Annotated in this window: 15 protein-coding genes and 1 pseudogene; 13 read left to right on the top strand and 3 right to left on the bottom strand. The window is 65.9% G+C overall.

The genetic code is table 11. The features are described 5' to 3' along the window. The first annotated feature begins 39 nt into the window (after window positions 1–39). From ACO2SS_RS21665 to ACO2SS_RS21685, 5 genes and pseudogenes are all read left to right on the top strand, one after another. Window positions 40–915, top strand: a complete 876-nt coding sequence (locus tag ACO2SS_RS21665; RefSeq protein WP_423279907.1) for a LysR family transcriptional regulator — start codon at window positions 40–42, stop codon at window positions 913–915. Window positions 916–1,130: 215 nt separating this feature from the next. After that, window positions 1,131–2,342: an ABC transporter substrate-binding protein gene (locus ACO2SS_RS21670; RefSeq protein WP_423279908.1), complete on the top strand. Its 1,212-nt coding sequence runs from the start codon at window positions 1,131–1,133 to the stop codon at window positions 2,340–2,342. Between the two features lie 72 nt (window positions 2,343–2,414). After that, window positions 2,415–3,290, top strand: coding sequence for a branched-chain amino acid ABC transporter permease (locus ACO2SS_RS21675; protein ID WP_423279909.1), 876 nt, complete (start codon window positions 2,415–2,417; stop codon window positions 3,288–3,290). A gap of 6 nt (window positions 3,291–3,296) precedes the next feature. Next, a pseudogene (locus ACO2SS_RS21680) lies at window positions 3,297–5,105 on the top strand (ABC transporter permease subunit); the annotation flags it as partial. Between the two features lie 85 nt (window positions 5,106–5,190). Next, on the top strand, window positions 5,191–5,895 hold the full coding sequence (locus tag ACO2SS_RS21685) for an ABC transporter ATP-binding protein (protein ID WP_423279910.1): 705 nt from the start codon (window positions 5,191–5,193) through the stop codon (window positions 5,893–5,895). A gap of 257 nt (window positions 5,896–6,152) precedes the next feature. On the opposite strand, the gene ACO2SS_RS21690 is transcribed toward ACO2SS_RS21685, so the two are convergent. Continuing rightward, window positions 6,153–9,545: a calcium-binding protein gene (locus ACO2SS_RS21690; protein ID WP_423279911.1), complete on the bottom strand. Its 3,393-nt coding sequence runs from the start codon at window positions 9,543–9,545 to the stop codon at window positions 6,153–6,155. A 349-nt stretch (window positions 9,546–9,894) separates the two neighbouring features. On the opposite strand from ACO2SS_RS21690, the gene ACO2SS_RS21695 reads away from it, so the two are divergent. Both ACO2SS_RS21695 and ACO2SS_RS21700 read left to right on the top strand, forming a co-directional pair. Continuing rightward, window positions 9,895–11,622 (top strand): type I secretion system permease/ATPase, encoded by a 1,728-nt coding sequence (locus ACO2SS_RS21695; RefSeq protein ID WP_423279912.1) that lies wholly within the window; start codon window positions 9,895–9,897, stop codon window positions 11,620–11,622. Between the two features lie 40 nt (window positions 11,623–11,662). Further along, entirely contained in the window at window positions 11,663–12,964 is a 1,302-nt protein-coding gene (locus tag ACO2SS_RS21700) for an HlyD family type I secretion periplasmic adaptor subunit (protein ID WP_423279913.1), read from the top strand. A 15-nt stretch (window positions 12,965–12,979) separates the two neighbouring features. Here ACO2SS_RS21700 and ACO2SS_RS21705 read toward each other — a convergent pair whose 3' ends face one another. Then, complete coding sequence (locus ACO2SS_RS21705) at window positions 12,980–13,885, bottom strand: LysR family transcriptional regulator (protein ID WP_423279914.1); 906 nt, start codon at window positions 13,883–13,885, stop codon at window positions 12,980–12,982. A 326-nt stretch (window positions 13,886–14,211) separates the two neighbouring features. Between ACO2SS_RS21705 and ACO2SS_RS21710 the strand changes: the two genes are divergently transcribed. After that, window positions 14,212–19,302 (top strand): family 16 glycoside hydrolase, encoded by a 5,091-nt coding sequence (locus ACO2SS_RS21710; RefSeq protein WP_423279915.1) that lies wholly within the window; start codon window positions 14,212–14,214, stop codon window positions 19,300–19,302. 62 nt (window positions 19,303–19,364) lie between these two features. On the opposite strand, the gene ACO2SS_RS21715 is transcribed toward ACO2SS_RS21710, so the two are convergent. Continuing rightward, window positions 19,365–19,622, bottom strand: coding sequence for a hypothetical protein (locus tag ACO2SS_RS21715; protein ID WP_423279916.1), 258 nt, complete (start codon window positions 19,620–19,622; stop codon window positions 19,365–19,367). Between the two features lie 111 nt (window positions 19,623–19,733). Between ACO2SS_RS21715 and ACO2SS_RS21720 the strand changes: the two genes are divergently transcribed. The 5 genes from ACO2SS_RS21720 (at window position 19,734) to ACO2SS_RS21740 (ending at window position 25,519) form a co-directional block, all read left to right on the top strand. After that, a complete protein-coding gene (locus ACO2SS_RS21720) occupies window positions 19,734–20,180 on the top strand; it encodes a VOC family protein (protein WP_423279917.1) in 447 nt (148 codons plus the stop codon). A gap of 63 nt (window positions 20,181–20,243) precedes the next feature. Continuing rightward, window positions 20,244–20,741, top strand: coding sequence for a VOC family protein (locus ACO2SS_RS21725; protein ID WP_423279918.1), 498 nt, complete (start codon window positions 20,244–20,246; stop codon window positions 20,739–20,741). 157 nt (window positions 20,742–20,898) lie between these two features. Beyond that, a complete protein-coding gene (locus ACO2SS_RS21730; protein WP_423279919.1) occupies window positions 20,899–22,491 on the top strand; it encodes an amidase in 1,593 nt (530 codons plus the stop codon). Window positions 22,492–22,553: 62 nt separating this feature from the next. After that, window positions 22,554–23,786, top strand: coding sequence for an ABC transporter substrate-binding protein (locus ACO2SS_RS21735; RefSeq protein ID WP_423279920.1), 1,233 nt, complete (start codon window positions 22,554–22,556; stop codon window positions 23,784–23,786). Window positions 23,787–24,361: 575 nt separating this feature from the next. Beyond that, the gene (locus ACO2SS_RS21740) at window positions 24,362–25,519 is read left to right on the top strand and encodes a dimethylmenaquinone methyltransferase (protein ID WP_423279921.1); all 1,158 of its coding nucleotides are present in this window, start codon (window positions 24,362–24,364) and stop codon (window positions 25,517–25,519) included. Window positions 25,520–25,606: the final 87 nt, after the last annotated feature.

Raw genomic sequence — 25,606 nt, forward strand, 5'->3', positions numbered from 1 at the left:
CTATACTTCGGCCGGCAACGGGACGCGATCGAGCCGGAGATGGACCGCGGAGACAGATACTTCCTCATGGTGGCGACCACCGGGTCGCTGCGGAAGGCTGCCGACCAGCTGCGTATCGCCTCCTCGGCCATCAGCCGGCAAATCGCCATGCTGGAGGACGAACTCGGCATCGAGCTGTTCGAACGCGCCCGGCAGGGGATGGCGCTGACGCAGGCCGGCGAGATCTACCTGGCCTATGTCCGCAACGCCTCGCAGGAGGCCGACCGCGTCCACTCGGAGCTGGACGCGCTCAAGGGGCTGCAGCGCGGGCATGTCAAAGTGGTGACCGTCGAGGGGCTGGTCTCCGATTTCGTGATGCGGGCCTGCCTCGACTTCCGCCGGCGCTATCCGGGGGTGACGCTCGAGCTCTCGACGGCGGGCAGCCATATGGTCACCCGTTCCATCCTCGAGCGAGAGGCGGATATCGGCATCTCGATGAACGCCAAGGACGAGGATGGGATCGACGTGATCTTCAGCCAGGAAGATCCGCTGCTCCTCGTGATGGCGCCCGACCACGAGCTCAGGCGGGCCGACGCGGTGAGGATCACCGAGGTCGTCGCGCAGTTTCCCTTCGCCCTACCGCCGCCCTCGTTCGGTATACGCAGCCTCGTCGATGCCTGCGTGCCGGACCGGCTCTCGCCGGCGTTGGTGACGAACTCGATCGAAGCGCTGCGGGCCTTCGCCCGCCTCGGCCACGGCGTGACCTTCCTGCCGAGCCTGGCCGTGCGCGAGGATCTCGCCTCGGGCCGGCTCGTCGGCGTCCGGCTCGCGGATCCCCGTCTCCGCGGGATGGTGACCGATGTCTACATCGCCCAGGGGCGCCGTCCGCCGCTCCCGGCGGAGAAGCTCCTGTCCTGCCTCAAGGCTGCGCTTTGATGCACGCGGGCGAGGCAGATGCCGCCCAGCTACCGAGCAGATGCGCAATGTTCGAAATCCGGCAACGACAAGTCTGATTTATTCTAATTGTGGGGCTGAAACAGCCTCGCTAGCGTTTCCTTCAGATGTTGGCAAAGCGATGACGCCGGGGCTTGCGTCATTATCGGGCAGCGCCGGGCCTGCGGCAGGCGAGCGCAAAACTGAAGGGGAGCAACATGAGAAAGAGCTCGATGGTTGCGATCTGGGCCGCGTCGCTGGCGCTGGGGATGCAGTTGGCCGCAGCCAAGGCAGATGTGAAGTTCGGGGCGCTCTATCCCCTGAGCGGCGAGCTGGCCTTGCTGGGCGAGGAAAGCCTCCGGGGCGTCGAGCTTGCCGTCGAGGAGATCAACGCGGCAGGGGGCATGAAGGGCGAGAAGATCACCCTCGTAAAGGGTGATGCGGTCGACAACAACCAGGCCATCGGCGAGACGCGCCGCCTGATCTCGGTCGAGCGGGTCGCGGCCATTTTCGGAACGTTCTCCTCGGCCCGGTCGATGGCGGCCACGCAGGTGGCCGAGCTCTCCGGCGTTCCCTATTTCGAGTTGATCGCGGTGTCGGACGACATCACCTCGCGCGGCTTCAAGTACGTTTTCCGCGCCAATCCGAGCTCGCGCGAGTTCGGGGCAGCGGCCGCCCGCGCCGTCAGCGAGCTCGTTGCGCCCGCGATCGGCGCGGATCCGAAAACGCTGCGGGTTGCCATCATCCACGAGGACAGCGCCTTCGGCTCTTCCGTGAGCAAGGGCCAGGTCGCAGTCGCGAAGGAGTTGGGCCTGAACGTCGTTGCCACGATGCCGTATTCGGCGGGGGTGGTCGACATGTCCTCGATTATCCTCCGGCTTCAGAGCGAGAAGGTCGATGTCGTCCTGCAGACATCCTACGAGAAGGATACGGTCCTCTTCCTGCAGCAGTCCAAGGAGATCGGCTTCAAGCCGAAGGCGGTGATCGGCGCGGGCGGCGGCTACCTGCTGCAGCCGGTCGCCGATGCGGTCGGCCACAAGGTCATCCAGGGGGCGCTCGTCGTTGCCGAGGCTCATTACGACATCAATCCCGCCGCCGCGCCCGGACTCGGCGCCTTCGTCGAGGCCTACAAGAAGAAGTACGGCGCCGCGCCACGCTCCGGCCACAGCCTCATCAACTATGCGGGCGCAAAGGCGATCCTCGAAGCGCTCGGCAAGGCGCCCTTCCTGAAGGCCGACGACATTCGGCAGGCCGTCATGGCGCTCGACCTGCCGAGCGGCGCCTCGGCGGTTGGCTGGGGCTTCAAGTTCGACCCGAACGGGCAGAACCAGCGCGCCCAGATGCTCGCGATGCAGTGGCAGGACGGTAAGCTCGTCACGGTCTTCCCGAAAGCCGCCGCGGTGGGCCAGATCGTCGGCCCCACGAAATAGGTTGGCCGGGCTCGTCGCCGTGACGTCGCCCGCGCTGGCCGGACATCACCGTCCCAAGCTCCGCTCAGAACCATGACAACGTTCCTCCAGCTCGTTTTGAACGGGCTGATGCTCGGCGGATTGTTCGCGATCGTCAGCATCGGTCTGACGCTCGTCTTCGGCATCGTCCGGGTCGTGAACTTCGCCCATGGCGAGTTCCTGATGATCGGGATGTATGTTGTCTATCTCTCGACCACGGCGTTCGGAATCCATCCATACCTCACGGCGCCGCCCCTCGTGGTCGGCTTCTTCATCGTGGGGCTCGCAGTGCAGCGCTTCGTGATCCAGCCGCTGCTGGAGGCCCGTGATCCCCACGTCCAGATCTTCGCGACCGTGGGTATCTCCATCGCGCTCATCAACCTGGCCCTCCTGCTTTTCGGGGCGGATATCCGGGCGACTCCATCGGGCGGCACCCGCGTGCCGGTGCAGGTCGGCCCTTTTCGCCTGCTCGTCGGGCAGATCGTCATGTTTGCCTGCGGCGTCGTGGTCGTCCTCGGCCTCCAGTACTTCCTGACCCGCACCCATCTCGGCCGGGGCATCCGGGCGACCGCGCAGAACCGGCCGGCCGCTCAGCTGATGGGCGTGGACGTCAAGGCGATCTACATGATCACCTTCGGCATCGGCCTGGCCTGCGTAGGGCTCGCCGCGGCCCTCGTGGCGCCGATGTACCCGGTAGCGCCGACGACGGGCATCTACTTCGTCCTGATCGCCTTCGTGGTGGTCGTCCTGGGCGGGATGGGCAGCGTAACGGGCGCCTTCATCGGCGGACTGATCATCGGTCTGATCGACAGCCTGAGCGGCTACTACATCGCCCCGAGCCTGAAGGAGGTCACCATGTTCGGCCTCTTTCTTCTCATCCTGATCTTCCGGCCGACCGGTTTGTTCGGTCTCGGCCGCGGCTCCGAGTAGGTCGCGATGTCACGCTCGCCCTCCGGCAAGGCCGTCCGGCCCGCGCGCCCTCCGCTGGACCTCGAGATCAGGCTCCTCCTCGGCCTGCTGCCGGTTCTCATCATCCTGCCGCTGCTCATCGGCAACTCATTCGTCACCCACGTCTTCGTCACGATCTGCCTTTACGGCGCCCTGGCCACAGCGTGGAACATCGTCGGCGGCTATGCCGGACAGCTCTCGTTCGGTCACGGGATCTTCTACGGTATCGGGGGATATGCGGCGGTCTTCCTCGCCCAGGCGGGCATCTCGCCCTGGGCGGGGATGTTCGTCGGGGTCGCGTTGGCGGTCGTGGTAGCCCTCGCGATCAGCTATCCCTGCTTCCGCCTGCGGGGTCCGTTCTTCTCGCTCTCGACCATCGCCTTCATCGAGGTCTTCCGGCTCCTCGCCCTCCATTTCAGCGCCTGGACCGGAGGCGCCTCCGGCCTGATGGTGCCCCTCAACATCGGCTGGGCGTGGATGATCTTCCGCGAGCGCGAGCCGTCCCTCTTCATTGCGGCTGGGCTCCTTGCGCTAACCCTCGCGGTGGCCGGCTGGATCCGCCGAAGCCGTTTCGGCTATTACCTGATCGCCAGCCGCGAGCGCGACGCATCCGCTCGCGCCGCGGGCATCAACACGGTCGCGGTCCGGCTTTGGGGCGTCGGGGTTTCGGCTGCGCTGACCGCGATGGTCGGCACCTTCCACGCAATGTACATGACATTCGTCGAGCCGCAGGCAATGTTCTCGCTCGCCTTCTCGATCCAGATCGCGATGTTCGCGATCATCGGCGGGCTAGGCACCGTTGCAGGACCGCTTCTCGGGACCCTAATGGTTGTCCCCCTGACGGAGCTTGCTCGAGGCTGGCTCGGCAGTTCGGCCCTGGGGCTGCACGGACTCGTCTATGGCCTCACGCTCGTCGTCATCGTCCTCTTCATCCCCGACGGGCTCATGGGCCTTATCCGCAAGCGGCTCGCGCGCACCAGGGAAAATGCGGCGCCGGCGCCCTTCGATTCCGGGCCGCTGCAGCCGGCCTCCGCGGTCGCGCCGGCCAGTAACTCCGCTGCCGTTCCGGCCGGCAGACCTCCAATCCTGGTCGCGGAACGCCTGGACAAGCGCTTCGGCGGCCTCGTCGTGACGAACGACGTCAGCCTCGAACTCGCCGAGGGCGAGATCCTCGGCATCATCGGCCCGAACGGCGCGGGCAAGACGACGCTGTTCAACATGCTGTCAGGTGCGATCAGCCCCGATTCCGGATCGGTGAAGCTGCGTCTCGCTGATGGAAGGGTGATTGAGCCGCGGACGGAGCACGCCTCAGCCCGGGCCGGCATCGGCCGGACGTTTCAGATCGTGCAGCCTTTCGCGGCCCTGACGGTCACCGAGAACATCATGGTGGGCGCCTTCCACCGCCATGCCTCGCCGGCCGATGCCCGCGCGCAGGCCCTCTCGGTGGCCGAGCGAATGGGCCTTTGGGGCTACCGCGACGCCGAAGCCCGCAGTCTCACGGTCGGCGGGCTGAAACGCCTCGAAATAGCGCGCGTCATGGCGATGGAGCCACGCATACTGCTTCTCGACGAGGTGATGGCCGGCCTGAACCAGACTGACGTCAACCTCGCTATCGACCTTGTGCGGTCTATCCGGGATTCCGGCGTGACGATCGTTGCTATCGAGCACGTGATGCAGGCAATCATGTCGCTTTCCGATCGCGTCATTGTCATCAATGCCGGGCGCATCGTGGCTTCTGGCAAGCCTCAGGACGTGGTCCGCGATCCTGTGGTCGTCGAAGCGTATCTGGGACAGGACGTCTCGACGGACGAGGTCCCGGCATCCGAACCGGCGGTGGGAGGGGTTCCGGCGCCCCCGCCTGCTCGCGGGCGAGATCCGAGCCATGCTCCAGCTTCGTAACGTCAGCGCCGGCTATGGCGGCGTCGTCGTCCTCCAGGACGTCTCGGTCGATGTCGCCCCGGGCGAGGTCGTCACAATCGTCGGTGCGAACGGCGCCGGCAAGACGACCACGTTGCGCACGATCGCCGGCCTGCTCGCCCCGCAAGCCGGCAGCATCACGCTCGACGGCGATCGGATCGACGGGCTTGCGCCTCACGTTGTGGTCGAGAAGGGGATCACGCTCGTACCCGAGGGCCGGCAGCTCTTCCCGTTCATGAGCGTGCGGGACAACCTTCTGATGGGCGCCTACAGCAGAAAGGCCCGGGGCCAGGCAGGCAAGACCCTCGCCGAGATGGTAGACCTGTTTCCGCGCCTCGGCGAGCGCCTCGACCAGCTGGCAGGCTCCCTGTCCGGGGGCGAGCAGCAGATGGTCGCCATCGCGCGCGGACTGATGTCCCGGCCGAGGCTTCTGATGTTTGACGAGCCCTCGCTCGGCCTCGCGCCGATCATGGTCAAGCATGTATTCAGGACGATCGACTGGATCGTGCAGACCGGGACGACGATCCTGCTCGTCGAGCAGAACGTCTTCCAAACCCTCAGCATCGCACATCGCGCCTACGTGCTCGAGAACGGCGCGATCCGGCTATCAGGAACCGGCCGGGAACTGCTGGGGAACGACCACGTCCGGCGCGCCTACCTGGGCATCTGACCTAGCACGGGGCCCCAAATTGCATCGCCCGCTCAGCCATCCCGATGAGGATGCCCGCAGCACGATCCTGAACGCTCGCGACCGGACGCGGCCGATGGGGCCAGTCAGGTCTGCGAACCGTGAGCCCGGAGGAGCCTTGCACGCAGCCCCTGGCGAGCGGCTGGTCCGGAGCCTTCTCTGCCCGAACCTCTCGGGCGTCGAAGCAAAAAAAAGGGGGCGCGGCCGAAGCCGCGCCGCCCCAGATCTCGGCGAGTGTCTCAGGCGAAGCGGAAGTCGTCCGCCGTGATCGTGCTGAGCTGTGTGTGGGTGAGCGTGAGCGAGGTGTCCGCATCCAGCGTGAACACCACGTCATCACCGACCTGCTGGGCGATAGACATCGCCTGGGCGTAGCTGCCGCCGCCGACGAACTCGATCAGATCGGTGTCGGACCCCGAAGCCGAGAAGTCCCGGATCGTGTCGTGCCCGGTGCCGAACCCGAACACGAAGGTGTCTTGGCCCGAACCACCCGTCAGGACGTCGTTCCCGGCGCCGCCGACGATCCGGTCGTCGCCGGACCCGCCGCTGATCACGTCATTACCGGTCCCGCCAAGCAGGATGTCGTCGCCGGAGCCGCCGTTCATCACGTCGTCGCCTGCGCCGCCGTCGAGCGTGTCGTCGCCGGAGCCGCCATTCAGCACGTCGTGTCCTGCCGCACCGAACAGGGTGTCGTCGCCTGCGCCGCCCGTCAGGGTGTCGTTACCGTCGCCGCCATCGAACGTGTCGTCGGCGTTGCCGCCGATGACCTGGTCGTTGCCCGCCCCGAATAGCAGGTTCTCGATATTCGTGAAGGTGTCGGCACCGATGCCTGCCCCCGAGACGCGGCCTTCGGCGAAGTCGACATAGATCGGACCGGTCGCACGGGCGAGGAATAGGGTGTCGTAGCCAGCCCCGCCGTCGATGACGTCATTGCCGGCGTCGGCCAGGATCGTGTCGTCGCCGTCGCCAGCATAGATCACGTCATCGCCGTCTCCGGCGTAGATGTAGTCGTTGCCGGCCCCGCCGTAGACCACGTCGTTCCCCATGCCCGCCGTGATGTCGTCGTTGCCGTCGCCACCATCGATCGTGTGACCGTTGAGGATCCAATCGCTGACCACGATGCGGTCGTTGCCGGCGCCGAGCTTGATCGTGCCCGTGACGTTGGAGCCGACATAGAGGTTCACGACGTCGTCGCCGTCGCCCATGTCGATCGCCGAGCCGCCCGTCGCCGTAATGGCGCCGGAATTGCTCAGCCGGTCGGCCCCGCCACCCATCGAGATGCCCCCGATGATCCGGCCGCTGCTCTGGTTCAGGATCTCGTCGGCGAAGTTGCCGACGAGATTAATCGCCTCGTTACCGCGCAGGTCGATCGCAGGCGTGCCCGCCGGCACCGCTTCCGGCCCCTTGCCGTCACCCTGGATCAGGCCTTCGTTGTTGATGAAGGTGGTGCCCAGGGCGTCGCTGTTGCCCGAATTGTCGACCTGGATGGCGCGACCGTAGCCGCGGATCTCGGCATTCGCGCCGTAGTTCAGGATCGTGCCGCCGCCGGCGGCGATGCCTTCGGAGATGTTGGCCTCTCCGTCCTTCACGCCATGATGGCCGACGCCAGCCACCCGCCCGTAGTTCAGCAGATAGACGAGCCCGTCGACGTCGATCGCGTCGCCGTCGCTGTCGGCGAACTCGGCCGAGCGCCCTTCCATGGTGCCGCGGTTGGTGATCCGGACAGTGTTCTCGGCACCGCCATCGCTGTCGATGTTCACGGCCGAGCCGTTGCGGCCGATCATAGCGCCGTCGTTGACGATCGTGACGGCCTTCTCGCCCGTGACGGCGTGCTTGGCGCCCTCGATCGTGGCGCCGGCATGGTTGTTCACCACGCCGCCCGCATCACCCTGGAAGTCGATCGCATCACCACCGCCGACGAGGCCATCCGCCGCGCTGATCGTGCCCCAGTTGTTGACGACGCCGTCCACGCCGGCCCGGATCAGGTCCGCGCTGTCGTGGCTCGGGCCGACATTGGTGATCAAGCCGCCCGCCAGGTTGTTGATGATCCCGTTCGCGCCGCTGGCATCGAAGGCGCGGAAGTCGATCACCCGACCGCCGGCGGAAGCCTCGATGACGCCCGCGTTGTTAAGTGTGATCGTGGCATCGGCCTGCCCGGCACCGGTCGGGCTGACCTGGCCGCGCACGATGCCGCCGGCCGCGTTGTTGAACACTATTGTGCCGGCGACGCCAGCTACCGTGTCGAGCGTGCGGCTCGCCTCGACCAGGCCTGCATTGTCGACCACGACGTTGCCGCTGCCTTCCCACACAATGCTGTTGGCGAGCTTGCCGCCGGCCTCAATCTGGAGGCGATCGTCGCCGTTGCGGCGAACCGCGGACGTGACCGTGCCGCCATTCGCGATCCGGATCTCGTCGTAAGAGGCGCTTTCGGAAATCGACCAGCTGCCGCTGACAACCGCCAGCTTCTCGACATTGGCAGCCACGCCGAAGGCGCCGGTGCCGGGGCCGTCGAGGCGAACGGTGTCGACGCCTTCGCCGCCGTCGATCGTGTCCGTGCCGTCATCGGTGCCGATCACAATCGTGTCGTTGCCGGTGCCGCCGCTGAGCACGTCGTTGCCCTCGCCGCCGATGAGCTCGTCATCGCCGGCCTCGCCGAGGAGGATGTCGTCACCCTCGCCGCCCACCAAGCGGTCGTTGCCGTCGCCGCCGAGCAGCGCGTCGTCGCCTTCGTCGCCCTCGAGCATGTCGTTGCCCGCACCGCCGCGGATCAGGTCGTCACCCGAACCGGTCCGGACGATGTCGTCGCCTGCGCCCGCGTCTACGTCGAGGTCGCCCTCGCTCTCGGTCGCATCGAGCGTGTCGTTGCCGGAGCCGAGCCGGATCTGGCCGAAGATGTTCGAGCCATCGTCCAGGACGACGGTATCGTCGCCTGTGCCCATGTCGATCGCGGCGCCGTCGGTCGCGACGATAGTTCCGGAATTGATGAGCGTATCATTGCCGCCCATCATCGACACGCCGCCGACCAGCACGTCGTCGTTCGTGAAGCTCTCGTCTCCGTCGCCGAAAGTCGGGGGCGCGACGAGGGCGCTCGTCGCCGGCTGCTGCGCCGTCGCTGGAGCCGCCGCAGGCTGAGAGGCGAAGCTGGACGGAGCCGCCTGGGCGCCAGCGGGTGAATGGAAAACGCTCGCGCCACTCTCTGCCCCACCGGACAGGGCCCGCGGCGCCCCGGAGGAGGCTGCCGCAGACCGGCCGTTGCCCTGCAAACCGGAATCGGTGACGTCCGATCCCTCGCCCGCGGAGGTCGCGAGGATCGTCGGCGAGGTCGAACTGCCGACGAATGCCTGAACGCCCTTCAGCTTTCCGACGGTGAGGCTCGAACCCTCCTCGAACTCCACGGCGCCAAGGTTGCTTGTCCCGTTGCCGCTGATCGTCACCGTCGTGCCGGCTGCGATGTCCGCAGCGGCTGTCCACTTCCAGCTCGCGGTGGCGCCACTGAAGGCGGCGCCGTCCCAATAGCCGTCGGTGAAGTTGATCACGCTCCCTGCGAGCACAGGCTCGAGCACGACAAAGGCAAGGCCGTCGCTCGCATCGGCAGCATAGCCGATAAAGGAAACTGAACCGGTCGAAGCAGCCATTCTCTGGATTCCTTCAAACGCACGATCGGAACCGGATGGACGGGGATGTCATCCGTGCAGCTCGGAGGCCGAAGCCGACGGCGAGGCAGATGGAGGCTGAGAATGACGATCTGTTAACAGTTTAGAAACGAATTCGAGAAACTTGCCGGCAAATTCCGCGTCTGCAACTAGGCGTAGAATATGCAAATCCGCACAACGACAGGAATTGTAGAACCGACACTGCTTCGATCGCCCAAGGAACCCACGACTGTCATGAAGGTGACGTAACAGACCGATAGTCGGCCGGCCGCTGTTCAGGTGCCGGCCCCGTGGTTGCCTGGACGTCAAGTGCGAGAGTGTACCGTTGCTATTGGCATCTCAGAAGAACGCGGCGAAGGAAGCCCTGAAGTCGTGCCTCGCCGGCTTCGTTGCGGTCGGGCTGTTCTCCGCGCTGGTCAACATCCTGATGCTGACAGGTTCGATCTACATGCTGCAGGTCTACGACCGCGTCCTGCCGTCCCGCAGCGTGCCTACCCTCGTCGCGCTCTCGATAATCGTGGTCGCCCTGTATGCGCTGCTGGCGGTGTTCGACTGGCTACGCCAACGCATCTTAAGCCGGATCGGCATCGCGCTCGACCGCAAGCTGACCGCGCCTGTGGTCGGAGCAGTCCTGGATACGCAGCGGCGCGGAGCACCGGGCGGGATACAACTCTCGCGCGATCTGGACAGTGTCCGCGGCTTTCTTTCCGGGCTTGGGCCGACGACCCTGTTCGACCTTCCCTGGATGCCGCTTTATGGCGGCCTCTGCTTTCTCCTGCACCCCTACCTCGGCTGGCTACTCGTTGCGGGAGCGGCGCTCCTGGTGCTAATAGCGCTCATCACCGAGGTCGCGACACGGGCGCCAAGCCGGGAATCCGCCCAGGTCGGCGCCGAACGCTCGGCCATCCTCGAAGCCGCACGGCGCAACGCGGAAGCGATCGCGGCTCTCGGCATGGAGCGGCGCGTCGCGAACCTGTTCGACCGCGTCAACGACCGGCACATCGCGACCAATCTCGGATCGAGCGATCTGGTGAGCGGTCTCGGCACGCTCTCCCGCATGATCCGGTTCGTGCTGCAATCGGCGATGCTCGGGCTGGGCGCCTGGCTCGTCATGAACGACCAAGCTTCGTCCGGTGTGATGATCGCCGCCTCGATCCTGAGCAGCCGCGCACTCGCGCCGATTGAGCTTGCCATTGGCAGCTGGCGCCCCTTTGTCGCCGCGCGCCAGGCCTGGCAGCGACTCACCGCGGCCCTCGCTGAACCGCGCCAGGAAGTCTCGGTGGCTCCCGATCGTCCGTCGCGGCGTGTCGTCCTCGAGAGCGTCTTCATCGGGGCTCCGGGCAGCATGAGCCCGATCGTGAAAGGCGTCGGGTTCACGCTCAACGCCGGCCAAGGCCTCGCCGTGATCGGCCCGTCCGCATCCGGAAAGTCCACCCTCGCGCGTGCGCTGGTCGGCGTCTGGCCACTTCTCCGCGGAAGCCTGCGCCTCGACGGCGCGACACTCGACCAGTGGTCACCCGAGCAGCGGGGAGCGCTGATCGGGTACATGCCGCAAGACGTGCAGCTCTTCGCCGGCACGGTGGCGGACAACATCGCTCGCTTCGACCCACAGGCGACCGAGGCGGACGTGATCGCCGCCGCCAGGGCCGCGGGCGCCTATGAGATGATCCTCGGCCTGCCGAAAGGATTCGAGACCCCCATCGGCGAGAGCGGCGGCGTCCTGTCTGGCGGACAGCGCCAGCGCATCGCGCTCGCCCGCGCGCTCTACGGAAACCCGTTCCTGGTCGTTCTCGACGAGCCGAACGCCAACCTGGACGCGGAGGGCGATGCGGCGCTGACCTCAGCGATCGGCAGCGTCCGCGCGCGCGGCGGAATCGTGATCGTCATCGCGCACCGGCCTTCGGCCCTTGCCGGGATCGACCTCGTCCTCATCATGGCCGAGGGCCAAGCCCAGTCCGTCGGCCCGAAGGAGGATGTCCTCCGCAAGAATCTCGCGGCGATGCCCAGCCCGCCCGCACCTTCACGCGCCATGCCCAGGACCGCAGATGCCCGCAGCTAACGAGAACCGGCAGGAGGGACTCCGCGCCGGAGAGAGCGGCATGCGCGTTCCCGATCCCTGGCGGACGATCCGCCGCGCGAGCCTCTTCGGCGTGGCCACGACCGCAATACTGGTCGGCACGGTCGGCCTATGGGCCGCAACCGCGCCCCTGGCGGGCGCCGTGATCGCGTCGGGCCGGGTCGTCGTTGAGAGCAATGTTCGCCGGGTCCAGCATCCGGCCGGCGGCGTGGTGGCCGAGATCCGCGTTCGGGACGGCTCTCACGTCAAGGCAGGCGACGTGCTCGTCCGCCTCGACGAAACCCATGCCAAGGCGAGCCTCGCGCTGATCGATATCGAGCTCCGGCGCTTCCAGGCCCGCAAGGCTCGCCTGGAGGCCGAGCGGGACGGCCGCGCCGCGATCGAATTTCCCGACGCGTTGCTGCAACTCGCCTCCGATCCGACGATCATCCAGGCGATGGCTGGCGAAGTGTCGCTGTTCCGCTCTCGCCGCGAGGCCGCGGAGGGCCAGACCTCCCAATTCCGGGAGCGGATCGCGCAGTCGCGAGATGAGATTGTCGGACTGACCTCCCAGATCGAAGCCAAGCGAGCGCAGGCTGAGCTGATCGACCAGGAGCTCGAGGGCGTCAAGCAGCTCTACAAGCAGAACCTCGTCGCGATCTCACGGCTGACCTCTCTGCAGCGGGAGGCGTCGCGCCTTGCCGGCGAGAATGGAAGCCTCTTGTCCGACATTGCCCGCGTCAAGGGCCGGATCGCGGAGATCGAGCTCCAGATCCTTCAGGTCGGGCAGGATGTCCGACGCGAGGTCACGGCCGAGTTGCGCGACGTCGATGGAAAGATCGCGGACCTCTCCGAGCGCCGGATCGCCGCGGCCGACCAACTCGAGCGCACGGAGCTCCGGTCGCCCCAGGACGGCATCGTGCACCAGACGACCGTCCACACGATCGGCGGCGTCATCGGGCCGGCGGAGCAGATCATGCTCATCGTCCCGCAGACGGACGGGCTCGTCGTGGAAGCGCGGATCGACCCCGCGATGATCGATCGCGTACGGGTCGGCCAGTCCGTGCTGCTGCGCTTCCCGGCCTTCGACAGCGCGACGACCCCGGATCTGCACGGCACCCTCAAGCACGTCTCGGCAGAGATCACGACCGAGCAGCAGACGGGCGCGTCCTACTACACGGCGCGTGCGACCCTTGACCCATCCCAGCTCGACCGTCTCGGCGGCAAGGCGCTTCTGCCCGGCATGCCGGTCGAGGCCTACATCCAGACCGGGATGCGGACGGCCTTCGCCTATCTTGCCAAGCCGATCGAGGATCAGATCGCCCGCAGCTTCCGCTACGACTGAGTCTGTTGTCGCCGCTCAGGCCGCTTCGGAGTCGGACAAGCAAAGCTGGGCCGGAGGTGCGAAGGCCTGCACGGCGCAGTCGAAGAAGTCGGCGATCATCGGGACGCGCCGGCGCTCGTCGAGGCAGACCACATATTCTTCGATCGTAAGCGTCGGGTTGCGCAACTGCAGGAAGTGAAGACGCGAGTCGAAGCCGAATTCGAGATCCGCGGTCGCGCCCATTCCGAACCCTGCCGCAACCGCCTCGCGTACGCCTTCGCGGGTGGAGACCTCGATGATGTCGCCGAGCACGACGCCGTGCGCGGCGAGATGCTGCTCGAACACCTCGCGCGTCCGAGAGCCGCGCTCGCGCAGCACGAACGGCACGCCTTCGAGGTCCCGGATACCGACGCTCCGCTGCTGCGCCCAGGGATGCGTCTTCGGCAGGAAGACGCCCAGCTTCATCGCCGTGAGTGGATGGACGTGGAAGCGGTCGTCCTTGGGCCGCTGCGCCGTGATGCCGACATCCGCGCGGAACTGGGCGAGTTGCTCGAGCACGTTGTCCGAATTGTGCAGGAGGATGGAGAAGACGAGGTTCGGCCTGCGCTGCCGGAGCGCCCGCAGGATCGGCAACGAATGCACCATCCCGTCGGAGGCGACGCGGAGCCGGCCGCCATCGGTCCTCCGGCTCTTGAGGAGATCGCCCGCTTCCCCGAGCGCCGAGAAGAGGCGCGACGTCACCTGGTAGAGTGCCGTTCCCTCTTCCGTCAGCCTGACGCCTCGAGGCCCGCGCTCGAACAGGGCGAGGCCCGAGGCCGCCTCCAGCTGGCGCACCTGGCCGGACAGCGTCGACTGGCTCACGGCCATCTCGCGCGCCGCCTGGGAATAGCCGCCCGCGGTCGCGACGAGGTGGAAGGCGCGAAGCTGGGTGACTGAGGCCATGACTGAGAGACTCGCGCCAATGAGCTGCTGCGCCCATCGGGCACCGGACGCTAATGCCCGGCTGCTGCGCTTTTGTGACAAGACAGCCCTTGGCCGTCCCACAGCTGCTGCATGATCTGTGGACAAGATCTACGCCTGATGTCGGTCGATCTAGCCTATAGCTCAAGCGATGGTGGGTATGGAAACATTCGATATCTCGCTAGCGCCCGGGTTCAACGATCCGTCATGTACGGTTTCTATTGCTCTTCGCCGTCGAACAACTCGGCCGGACTGCAGCAGGCCGGTCCGGCAACAACAATCTTGAGCCGGCAGCAAGGAACCCGTTCATGGCCACGATCACCGATCCGATGCTGGATTACATCGCGACGCGGGGCTCGGAGAACCGCGTCGTCGATCTCGCGACCATGTTCTCGGGCACCAGCCTGACCTACACGGTGCAGAGCAGCGACCCGAGCGTCGCGGCCGCCGCCATCCAGGGCGGCAAGCTCGTCATCGACTACGCGGATGCGCTCGGCCATACCGACCTGAAGATCACCGCGACGGACGCGCTCGGCCACAGCGTCACGGACAATGTCCGCGTGCGGGTAGCCGGCGAGAACGCCTACACGATCGCGGTCCTGCCCGACACGCAGGACTACACCAACGCCGCCCGCGTCGAGATCTTCAAGAACATGACCAACTGGCTAGTCGACAACAAGGACAGCCTCGACATCCAGTTCGTCATCCATGTCGGCGACATCACGACCAACAACAGCGACGCCAGCCATTGGCCTTACGCCGAGGAGGCTCTGCGCATCCTGGACGGCAAAATCCCGTACTCGCTCCTGCCCGGCAACCACGACCAGAACACCGGCAACGCCGCCAACCACTCCACCAACCCGCTCGACATCCGCTTCTCGCCCGAGAAGCAAGCCGCGACCAATCCTGGCACCTTCGGCGGTGTCTACGACCAGGAGCCCAACCGTTCCGCCAACAACTACCACACCTTCACAGCGCCCGACGGCACCAAGTGGTTGGTCCTCAGCCTCGAATTTGGGCCGCGCGACGACGTACTGCGCTGGGCCGGCGAGGTGATCGAGGCGCATCTCGACCACCGCGTCATCCTGGCGAACCACTCCTACATGAACTGGGCCGGCCGCCACGATGCGACCGGCGCCCCGCTGTACGACGAGGGCACGGGCTACGATTACGGCATGGGCTCGAGCGTGCACGGCGCCAATGACGGCGAGACGATGTATCGCGAGCTCATCCAGAAGTACTCGAACGTAAGCTTCACGTTCTCCGGCCACATCTTCGGCGATGGGGCCGAGACGCTGGTGAGCTACGACCAGTTCGGCAATCCGGTGCACCAGATGATGGTGAACTACCAGAATGGCGTCGCCAGCGAGATCACGAGCGATGCCGGCCAGGGCTCCGGCGGCAATGGCGGCAACGGCGCGATCCGCCTTCTCACGATCGATCCGGACAACAACGCCGTCTACACCTCGACCTACTTCACCGAGCTCGACGACCACCTGGATTCCGTCCGCGGCGATGGCGAGTTCGACCGCGACGGCCTGACCGGTCCCTATCGCGGCCACCAGGAGACGATCACCGGCGTCGACATGGGGACGCCGGACCTGTTCGCGATCGCCAAGGCCGGCAACGACCAGTTCGTCACCGCGGAGGCCGGCGAGGGCACGGCCAGCGTCACGCTCGACGGCGACTGGACGCTCAACCCCGGCAACGACCAGGGCCTGAGCTATTCCTGGACCGACCGGGACGGCAACGTCGTCGCGACCGGCGCCTCCCCGACGCTCGACCTCGCCGCCGGCCAGCACCAGCTGACGCTGACCGTGACGGACAGCGACGGCAACGTCTCGACGGACGATGTCCGCCTCGTGGTCTCGACCGACCGGACCCTGCTCGTCGACAACTTCAACGACGGCAATGCCCAGGGCTGGGGGACGACCTCGCTCGGCCCGCAATACACGACCCGCACCACGTCACAGTACGGCATCGCGCCGCTGCCGAATGGCGACCAGCCTGCCGATGCGGCCGTCACCTACCTGCCGAAGCTCGGTCAGGTCGACGGCGGCGTGCTCGTGAAGCTCGACGTTCCGACCGGCACGGTGGCGCGGAACTACTCCCTCGTCTACGACCTGCTCGTCACGCCGGGGGTCCAGTCCTACTTCTCCTTCCTGCAGACAGACCTGGCCAACACGAGCGACCAGGACCTCGCGCTCAAGAACGTGAACGGCAGCCGCGGCGGCATCGGCATCAATTCGGACTACGAGGGCACCGTCAATTACGGGCAGTGGCACCGGATCGCCTTCACGATCACGGATCGCGGCGACAACGTTCTCATCGACAAGTACATCGACGGCGTGAAGGTCGGGGACACCGTCCAGTCGGGCGGCAATTACGGCCGCTACCAGTTCGACATGAGCAAGGGCTTCCTGCTCTTCGCCGACGAGAGCGGCGAGACCTGGCCGGGCTATGCGTCGAGCTTCCTGTTCACGGACAAGATACTGACCGCGGCCGAGATCGCTGCGCTCGGCGGCGTCAAGGCGGGCGGCATCATGGACACCAAGCCGACCGAGAACTCCGTCCAGATCGACTTCAGCACGCCAGCCTGGACGGACGAGTTCGGCGAGGGTAGCGCCCGGAGCGTCACCATCGGCAACAGCGGCACCGGCACCTTCATCGTAAAGGGCACCGCAGCGGCCCGTTCCACCGTCGAAGAGGGCCAGGATGCCCCCGAAGGCCGCGTCTACGAGCAATCCGACTCCGCCAGCAAGGTGCTGGTCTGGACCGGCAACGGCGCCGCCAGCTGGACCGACTACGAGTACGAAGCGACCCTGAAGTCGACCGACAACGACACGACGGGCGTCGTCTTCTACTACAAGGACGCGTCGAACTATTACCGGCTGGTGCTCGACGGCGAGACGAACACGCGCTCGCTGATCAAGGTCCAGAACGGGGTCGAGAGCGTCCTGGCGCGGGAGAGCGGCGGCATGCCGTGGAGCCGCGACTTCCAGGTGAAGGTGGTGGTCTCCGGGAACGAGATCAGCGCCCTCCTGGACGGCAGCGTGCTCTTCGCGGACGTGGTCGACAGCGCCCCGCTGGCCGGCGGCTCGGTCGGGTTCTACTCGCACAACCAGCGCAGCTCGCAGTTCGACAACGTCACGGTGAACAAGATCGCCGTCACCGCGCATGCCGGTGACGACCTCCGCCCGGTCGACACCGACGGCGACGGTCGCGTCTCGGTTGAGCTGGACGCCGGCGGCAGCTACGGGCTCGCCGACATCGTCAGCTACATCTGGACGGATGCCGATGGCAACGTCGTCGCGCAGGGCGAAAGCACCTTGGTGACGCTCGATGCCGTGAAGCAGACGCTGACGCTGACCGTCACGGACGCCCAGGGCAGGACCGCGACCGACACGGTCGTCGTCGACGCGATCTCGATCGACCGCGTCCTCCTGTCCGAGGGCTTCGGCGGCGGCGACTTCGCGGCCTGGACGATCGTGGACGAGGGCGAGAGCGGCGGCGTCGGCCCGAACGGGACCGCCTCGCAATGGGAGCTCCAGGACGGGGCGCTCGTGCAGCTCTCCGACCTCAAGAGCCGTCAGCTGACCTGGAGCGGAGCCTCGAACTCCAACCCGTGGCAGACCGGCTGGAGCCCGCTCGGCGACGGCGTGAACGTGCTCCGCAAGGGCACCTACGCGCTCTACAACGATCCGGCGGCGAAGGGCTGGAGCGACTACGCGGTCCAGGCGACGATCGAGACGCCGGACAACGGCGCCCTCGGCCTGCTCTTCTATTACCAGGACCAGGAGAACTACTATAAGCTCGAGCTCGACGCGAACGGCGTCTACGACCGGTCGCCCGGCAACGGCGCCGGCAGCCTCTTCCAGCTGATCCAGGTCAAGGACGGCGTCGAGCGCTACCTCAACCAGTATCCGGCGAAGTACACGCCGAACGAGGCCTTCGAGCTGCGGATCGAGGTCCTTGACGGCCGGATCCAGGCTTATGTCGACGGCTTGGCGCTTTTCGGCTATGCGATCGAGGATCGAGCCCAGACGAAGGGCACGATCGGCCTGTTCTCCTGGGACAGCGCGGGCGTCTCCTTCGACGACGTCATCGTCTACGACCTCGCCAGCGAGAGCACCCTGCCAGAAGGTGGCGAGATCGTCGGCACGCCCTTCGATGACATGCTGTCCGGCACGGTCGGCGACGACGTGATCCTGGCGGGTCTCGGCGACGACACCGTGCTGGCGCTCGGCGGCAAGGACGAGGTCGATGGCGGTGAGGGCGACGACAGCCTGGATGGTGGCGAAGGCGACGACACCCTTCGCGGGGCGGCTGGCGACGACCAGCTGATCGGCGGGGCCGGCAACGACCTGCTCATCGGCGGGGCGGGCGACGACCTGCTCGATGGCGGCGAGGGCGTCGACACGGCGGATTACTCGACCGACACGGCCGGCGTGTCGGTCGATCTCGCCTCCGGCGAGGCCTATGGCGACGAGGCCGGTTCGGACGAGCTGGTCGACATTGAGAAGGTCATCGGCGGCTCGGGCGACGACATTCTGATCGGGGATGGCGGGGCCAACCGCCTCATCGGCGGGGCAGGCAACGACGCCCTGCGCGGCGGCGCCGGCGACGACATTCTTCAGGGTGGTGCCGGCGACGACACGATCAACGGCGGCGAGGGCTTCGACATCCTCGACTTGGCGGACGCGACCGGGTCGGTCTCGGTCGATGTCGCGGCCGGTCGGGCTTCCGGCGCGGGCATTGGGACCGACACCTTCACGGGGATCGAGCGCCTCGTGCTCGGCGCCGGTGACGACGTGGTCACGGGCGGCAACGGCGTGGAGAACATCGACGGCGGGGCGGGCAACGACACGCTGAAGGGCGCGGGCGGCGACGACCTGCTCGACGGTGGTGCCGGCGACGACCTTATCGATGCCGGCTCCGGCGACGATGTCGTGACGGGCGGCACGGGGGTCGACACGATCAAGGCTGGCTCCGGCGACGATCGGATCGATGCGGGCGAGGGCGACGACGTGGTCGACGCCGGCTCAGGCGCGGACATCATCCTGGCGGGCGCCGGCAACGACGTCGCGGACGGCGGCTCGGGCGACGACCGCATCGAGGGCGGCGCCGGGGACGACATCCTCACCGGCGGTTCCGGCCACGACACCTTCGTGTTCGCGGCCAGCTTCGGGCGCGACACGATCACGGATTTCCGCACCTCGGGCTCGAGCTCGGACGTGCTGGAATTCGCCACCAGAATCTTCGCCGATCTCGACGCCGCGATGGCAGCCGCCGGCCAGGTCGGCGCCGACACCGTGTTCACGCTGGACGCCGACAGCACGCTGACTCTGTCCAACGTCCAGCTCGCGAGCCTTGCCGCAGACGACTTCCGCTTCGTCTGATCCTCGCCACCACCGAGATTGGAGGGGCGCCGCAAGGCGCGCCCTCCGATCAAGCGGCGTGCCTACATGCTGCTCTTGCGCTTCGGGCTGCGGGGTTGGCCCGGGCTCATCGCTTCCTCTTCCCCATCCTGCGACTCGCCCCAGAACTCGGCCACTCTCGGTCCCAACGCGGTCCGCCTGTCTCGGACGAAGAAGTTCCAGATTTCATAGGGCCAGACCAGCCGGCCCATCGCCGTGTACCAGCGCATGGCGTGGCGCAGGCCGCGGTCGGGGTGAAACAGCACCCGAGCCACGGGCGAATGCATCTGCCGGATTGACATCTAAGGGTCAAGAAGGATGGTATCAACGTATTTGCTTCGGCGTTGATGGGCTGACGCACAGAGGCGTAGCCGATCCGCCCAGCGACGAGGAAGTGATGGGGAGGAGATGGCATGAAGATCGTGACCAGCTTGAGCTTCAGGGGCCAGTGTCGGGAAGCCTTCGAATTCTACGCTAGAGTATTGGGCGGGAAGATCACGGCGGCCATGCCGTATGGCGATGCTCCCCCGGATATGCCCATATCAGACGAGAAGTACAAAGGCTGGTTGATGCATTGCTGGCTCGACATCGGGGATCAGGCCCTGATGGGCGCTGACATGGATGTCGCTTGGGCGCCAAACATCGACAAGCCGAAGAACGGCTTCGATGTGACCCTCCATACGGCCGACAAGTCCGAGGGGCAGCGTTGGTTCGATCAGCTAGCCCAGGGCGGCCGGGTTGTGATGCCGTTTTCCCAGACCTTTTGGTCACCCGGTTTCGGTTCCCTTGTGGACCGGTTCGGGGTTCCCTGGATGGTCAACACGATTCCGTCTGCGGGCGGGGCAGCGCGGCAGGGCTGAGTTCCAGCGATGGCAACGGCTTAAGCGGCAGTTCCGGTGCTCGGAGATGGGGAGGTCTATCTCGTGACAGTCGATAAGCTCACGACATGTCTGTGGTTCGACCATGGCGAAGCCCGCAAGGCTGCGGAGTTCTATGCATCGACCTTTCCGGACAGCTCTGTCGGCACGCCGATGCACGCCCCTTCCGACTTCCCTGGTGGAAAGGAAGCCACGGAGCTGACGCTCGAGTTTACCGTGCTTGGGCGCGCCTTCATCGGCCTGAACGGCGGACCCAATTTCAAGGCCAACGAGGCAGTCAGCTTCATGGTCCTGACTGATGACCAGGAGGAGACGGATCGCTACTGGAACGCCATCGTCAGTAACGGCGGGCAGGAAAGCGCGTGCGGCTGGTGCAAGGACCGATGGGGCTTCTCCTGGCAGATCACGCCACGCGCGCTGCTGCGAGCCAACAGCAATCCCGACAAGGCCGCAGCTAAACGAGCCTTCGAAGCGATGATGACCATGCGCAAGATCGACATAGCCCTGATCGAGGCAGCGGTACGCGGCGACGTCGAATCGTAAGATGCGCCAATGAACGCCGGCCCCGGAGCCGAGCCCTATCGTCGTGCAAGGGCCGCCATCCGAAACCCTTCACAGCAGCGGACATGAGCTCGCTGCCGAAAAGCGGACGCGCGTTGACCCATTCGCGTCGGGGGCCCCCGCCGCTTGCCACGATTGCATGGGCTTCTCGGACGAGGAGGATCGCGGCAGCGATGTAAAGAAGTCGACAGGATTTCTCTGCAGCGGCACGGTGGGCCGCCGGACCAGTCACCCGGGGCACTCGCTCTTCTGCTGGCTGGGACAGGAGAGGTGGTGCCGGTCGTGGGCGGCTTCCACCTTGAGTTCCGAAACGCTCAGTGCCGAGTATCCGCAAACGGGGATGGTACCTTGCATGCAGAAGCCTCAGCCATGCATGGTGGCCCAGGAAGCGCAGGCCATGAGACTCGACTTGCAACGGAATTTCGTCAGAGACGCCGGGAATGTACGAGCCCTCGTGCGGAACATAGCGGAGTGCACACTTTCGCCCGTTAAACTCGTTCAGCGCTGCCTTGACCGGATCACGGAGGTGGATGCCGAAGTGTGTGCCTGGGTCCATGTGGCAGCAGACGAGGCGCTCGCCGATGCAAGGCGTTGTGAGGAGGAGGCGCAGCGTCAAGCCCTCCGCGGGCCTCTTCACGGCATCCCCTTCGGGGTGAAGGATGTAATCGATGTTGCGGGCATGCCCACCCGGTGTGGAAGCCGCAGCCGGGCTGACATCCATCAAGCACACGCCGATGCCGAACTCGTCGCGGCCGCGCGGGCTGCGGGGGCGATCGTACTCGGAAAGCTGCACACCACCGAGTTCGCCTTCTTCGACCCCGCTCCGACCCACAACCCGCATGCGCCCGCCCATACGCCCGGAGGCTCGAGCAGCGGAAGCGGTGCCGCCGTCGCATCCGGGACCGTGCCGCTGGCGCTTGGCACGCAGACATTCGCGTCGGTGAACCGACCGGCTGCGTATTGCGGGGTCGCTGCCTTCAAGCCAAGCACGCGCTCGTTGAGCACCTTCGGGATCACCTCGCTCGCTCCCTATTCCGACACCATCGGCTTCTTCGGTCAGATGGTCGAGGATGCGGTATCCTTCTTCGAGGCCGTCGCTCCGCCTTGCGCGATGCCGCTCTCGCCAGTCACCGGGCGCATGCGGGTCGCCTTTCTGGACGACCCTTTGGTTGAGCAAGCGACAGGCGAGGCCCGCGACGCCTGCCGGGCGATGATGGATGCGCTCGGCGCGGACCTTGCCGTCGAGACGCGACCTGCTCCGGTTAGGATGCAAGGCATCACGGACCTCCTCAGGACCGTGATGCTGTTCGAGATGGCGCGGAACCACCGATGCGTTCTCGACGAGCCGGAAGGGATGATCGGCCCCCGGTTCATCGAGGGCGTCCGCGACGGGCTTGCAATTCCCACCGGAAAGTACCTGGCGTGCCGGAGGGAGCTGGATGCAATGCGCCGCGCCTTCTTTTCCGCACTGGCCGACGTGGACCTGTTCCTTTGGCCCGCAGCTCCGGGCCCGGCTCCAAAGGGACTTCAATCGACCGGTGACCCTGGCTTGATTGCGCCTTGGACCGCTCTGGGCAGCCCAATTCTGACGATACCCACGACGACCTCTGCTGCCGGGTTGCCGCTCGGCTGCATCCTGGCCGGCCATCCCGGAGCGGATCTCGCCTTGTGCCACGCAGGTCGGCGGATTTCCGCCTCGTGGGACCGGAAGGGCGGATCCGCGGAGGCTTGATCTCGCGCCGCAGCTTGCTTGGTCCGGCTGAACTTTCAACGAGAAGATCTCAAGGGAGGAATATGTTGAGAGCTAATCTGTTTGGAGGCGTCGTGACGGCTTGCCTGGCGAGCCTGAGCTTCGCGGGCGAGCCCGCATCTGCACAGCAGATCTCGGGCGATGTGGTGAAGATCGGCGTTCTCACGGACATGTCATCGATCTACGCCGATTTCGGAGGGCGCGGCTCGGTCACCGCTGCCCAGATGGCGATCGAAGATTTTGGTGGGAACGTTGCCGGAAAGCGGATCGAGCTTATCTTCGCCGACCATCAGAACAAAGCAGACATCGGCTCAAACATCGCGCGACAGTGGATGGACCAGGAGGGCGTGGACGCGATTGTCGATCTGCCGAATTCAGGCGTCGCGCTCGCGGTCCAGCAGCTTGCGAAGGAGCGCGGGAAGGTGCTCCTGATCACGAGCGCCGTCTCGTCCGACATCACAGGAAAGAGCTGTACGCCGACGAGCGTGCATTGGACCTATGATACCTATTCCCTCGCGCAGGGTACCGGAACCGCGGTCGTTCAGCAGGGCGGGGACAGCTGGTTCTTTATCACCGCTGATTATGCTTTCGGGCACGCTTTGGAGCGCGACACAGGACGAGTTGTCACGAATGCGGGAGGTAAGGTCCTAGGCTCCGTCCGGCATCCGCTCAGCACGCCGGACTTCTCGTCCTTCCTTCTTACGGCCCAGTCCTCTCGCGCCAAGGTCGTCGGGCTCGCGAATGGTGGCGGTGACATGATCAACGCGATCAAGCAGGCCGCCGAGTTCGGCATCGTGTCCGGCGGGCAGCGCCTAGCTTCGCTCCTCATCTACATCAACGACGTACACAGCCTTGGGCTGAAGACGGCGCAAGGCCTTGTCCTCACCTCGCCATTCTACTGGGACCAGACCGAGGATACCCGAGCGTGGTCAAAGCGCTTCCTGGAGCGCCAGAAGATAGTTCCCTCGATGGTACAGGGGGGCGTGTATGGCGCGATCACGCACTATCTGAAGGCGATCGCCGCAACCAGTTCGGACGATGGGCCGGCGGTCACGGCAAAGATGCGCGAGATGCCGATCAACGACTTCATGACCAAAAATGGCACTCTGCGCGTCGACGGCCGGGTGGTCAGAGACATGTATTTATTCGAGGTGAAGTCGCCGGCCGAGTCGAAATACGACTACGACTATTACAAGCAGCTTGCCGTCATCCCGGGCGAGAAGGCGTTTCGACCTCTCTCGCAGAGCGAGTGCCCGCTCGTCCCGAAGGGCGGGTAGAGGTGATCAGCGGCGGCTAGCCGATGTTAGCCGCCGCTTTCGTCTATTGCGGGCCAGCTGACCAGGGTGACCTCGGCAACTGCTTTCGCCTGACGGAAGGGGAGGCCGCAAGAGTGGCTGAACCAGCTTCGCGCCCAGAAGCGGAACTGCATGCCATCCCGAGCAGCGGACCTACGAAGTCGGTTGAGAGTGGGAGGATTTGTAATCCAAAGAGAGGAGCCCGCGGACATAGTCCGGTTAGGCGCACTGATGCCACCGTTGACGCTAAATGCCTGGCCGGTAAGTCGGGCGGCCGCGGGGTCGCGTGTCAAGCCGCTGCTGCTGCCTTCAGGTGCGAGTCCCTTCACCCGAGAATGACACCGAGCCGAGAAGCGCGTTTCGCATCTGCCGATCTACCCGGGCGAACCGCGCGAGAAGGGGACCATCGGGCTTTCGAGCTACCTCTCGTGCCGCTCTGAAGCGGACATGGCAACACAGCTCGTGAAGGATGCTGTCCTCCGAAGTCCGATGTAGAGAGCTAATGAGCGGGCTTATTTGGCTCGCCTGAGCCCTGCCGCGCCGACTGGACACACCGAGTGAACGCCACCCAGATCACGCACCACGACCTCGACGGCTATGGTGCCTCTACGCTCGCTAGCTCGTACGTTCCGCTCACGAACATCGTCCATGTGCCCCGCTACGCGGACGTTGGGCCGGTTGTTGAAGGCGAACTCAAACGCCTGGGCGCGGCAGCGGAAACCGAGTTGCTTCTGCTGACGGATCTTGGGCTTGAGGACGCAACGGTCAAATTCATCCGCGGCTTCGCCGGTCTCAACCGGCGGCGCCACCCGGGTGTCCAACATCGCCTCATCGTTCTCGATCATCACGCGTCATCGCTCGATCGGCTGGAGGCACACAACCTGGCGCCTGCATCGGAAGTCGGAGCTTTGAGGACCTTCAACCTCGACGCCCCGAACATTGCCGTTCTGATCGATGTCAGCCGCTGCGCGACACGGATGGCGTATGAGCACCGCGCTCTCTTTGCGACCCGCGAAGTCGGACCGGAGCTTGAGGCTGAACTAGCGGCGCTGGCCGAGGCCATCGATGCCGTTGACCTTTGGCAAAAAACCGCCCCGGCTTTTCTGCATGGGTTGGTGCTAGCCGAGGTCTTTTGGGACAACGTCTCTAATCTCCTGCCGCTCGGGCACCCCTGGCACGACCGCTTCGTCAGCGCCCTTCTTCAGGCCGCAGCCGGCCTGCTTCAGCGAGGTCTGACGCCGGCGGAGCTCGAGCGCGAGGCTGGGACCATGCGGACTCGGGTCCTCGACATGCTCCTTGGCGAGGATCCAGAAGACGACCGGTCGCTTACAACCCGGATGAGGATCGCGCGGGTGCTCGCACACTCACGCGAACTGTTCAGGCCGCTGTCGGACGGAACGCTCCTGTCGTTCGGGTTGGACCCGGGGACGTTCCAGCGTGTGTCCGATCTCATCATGGAAACGGGCGGCGCGAAGCGAGTTGCCAACGTGCAGAGGACCGGGTCGATCTCCTTCAGGTCAAACGACGAAACTGCCCTGAGTGGTGCACGGGCCTTCCGCGGCGGCGGTCACAAGGACGCCGCCGGCGGCAAGCTTCCAAGCGGGTCTGCCTTCTCGCTTGCGGACGCCTGTGCGCAGGTCGAGCCTCTGCTCAACCCACCCGCTCCCGATCCTTCGGCCAGCCCCTTCGCTGCGCTAAGAAACTGGAAGGGGTAAGACGCACGACTACGTGAGAACGAGGCCGGAGTGATGTTCCACACACGGGGTGGAACGCCTTCCTCTCCGCGCCAGAAGCGCCAGCGA

The sequence above is a fragment of the Enterovirga sp. CN4-39 genome, from assembly GCF_049446235.1.
Classification (GTDB): Bacteria; Pseudomonadota; Alphaproteobacteria; order Rhizobiales; family Beijerinckiaceae; genus Enterovirga.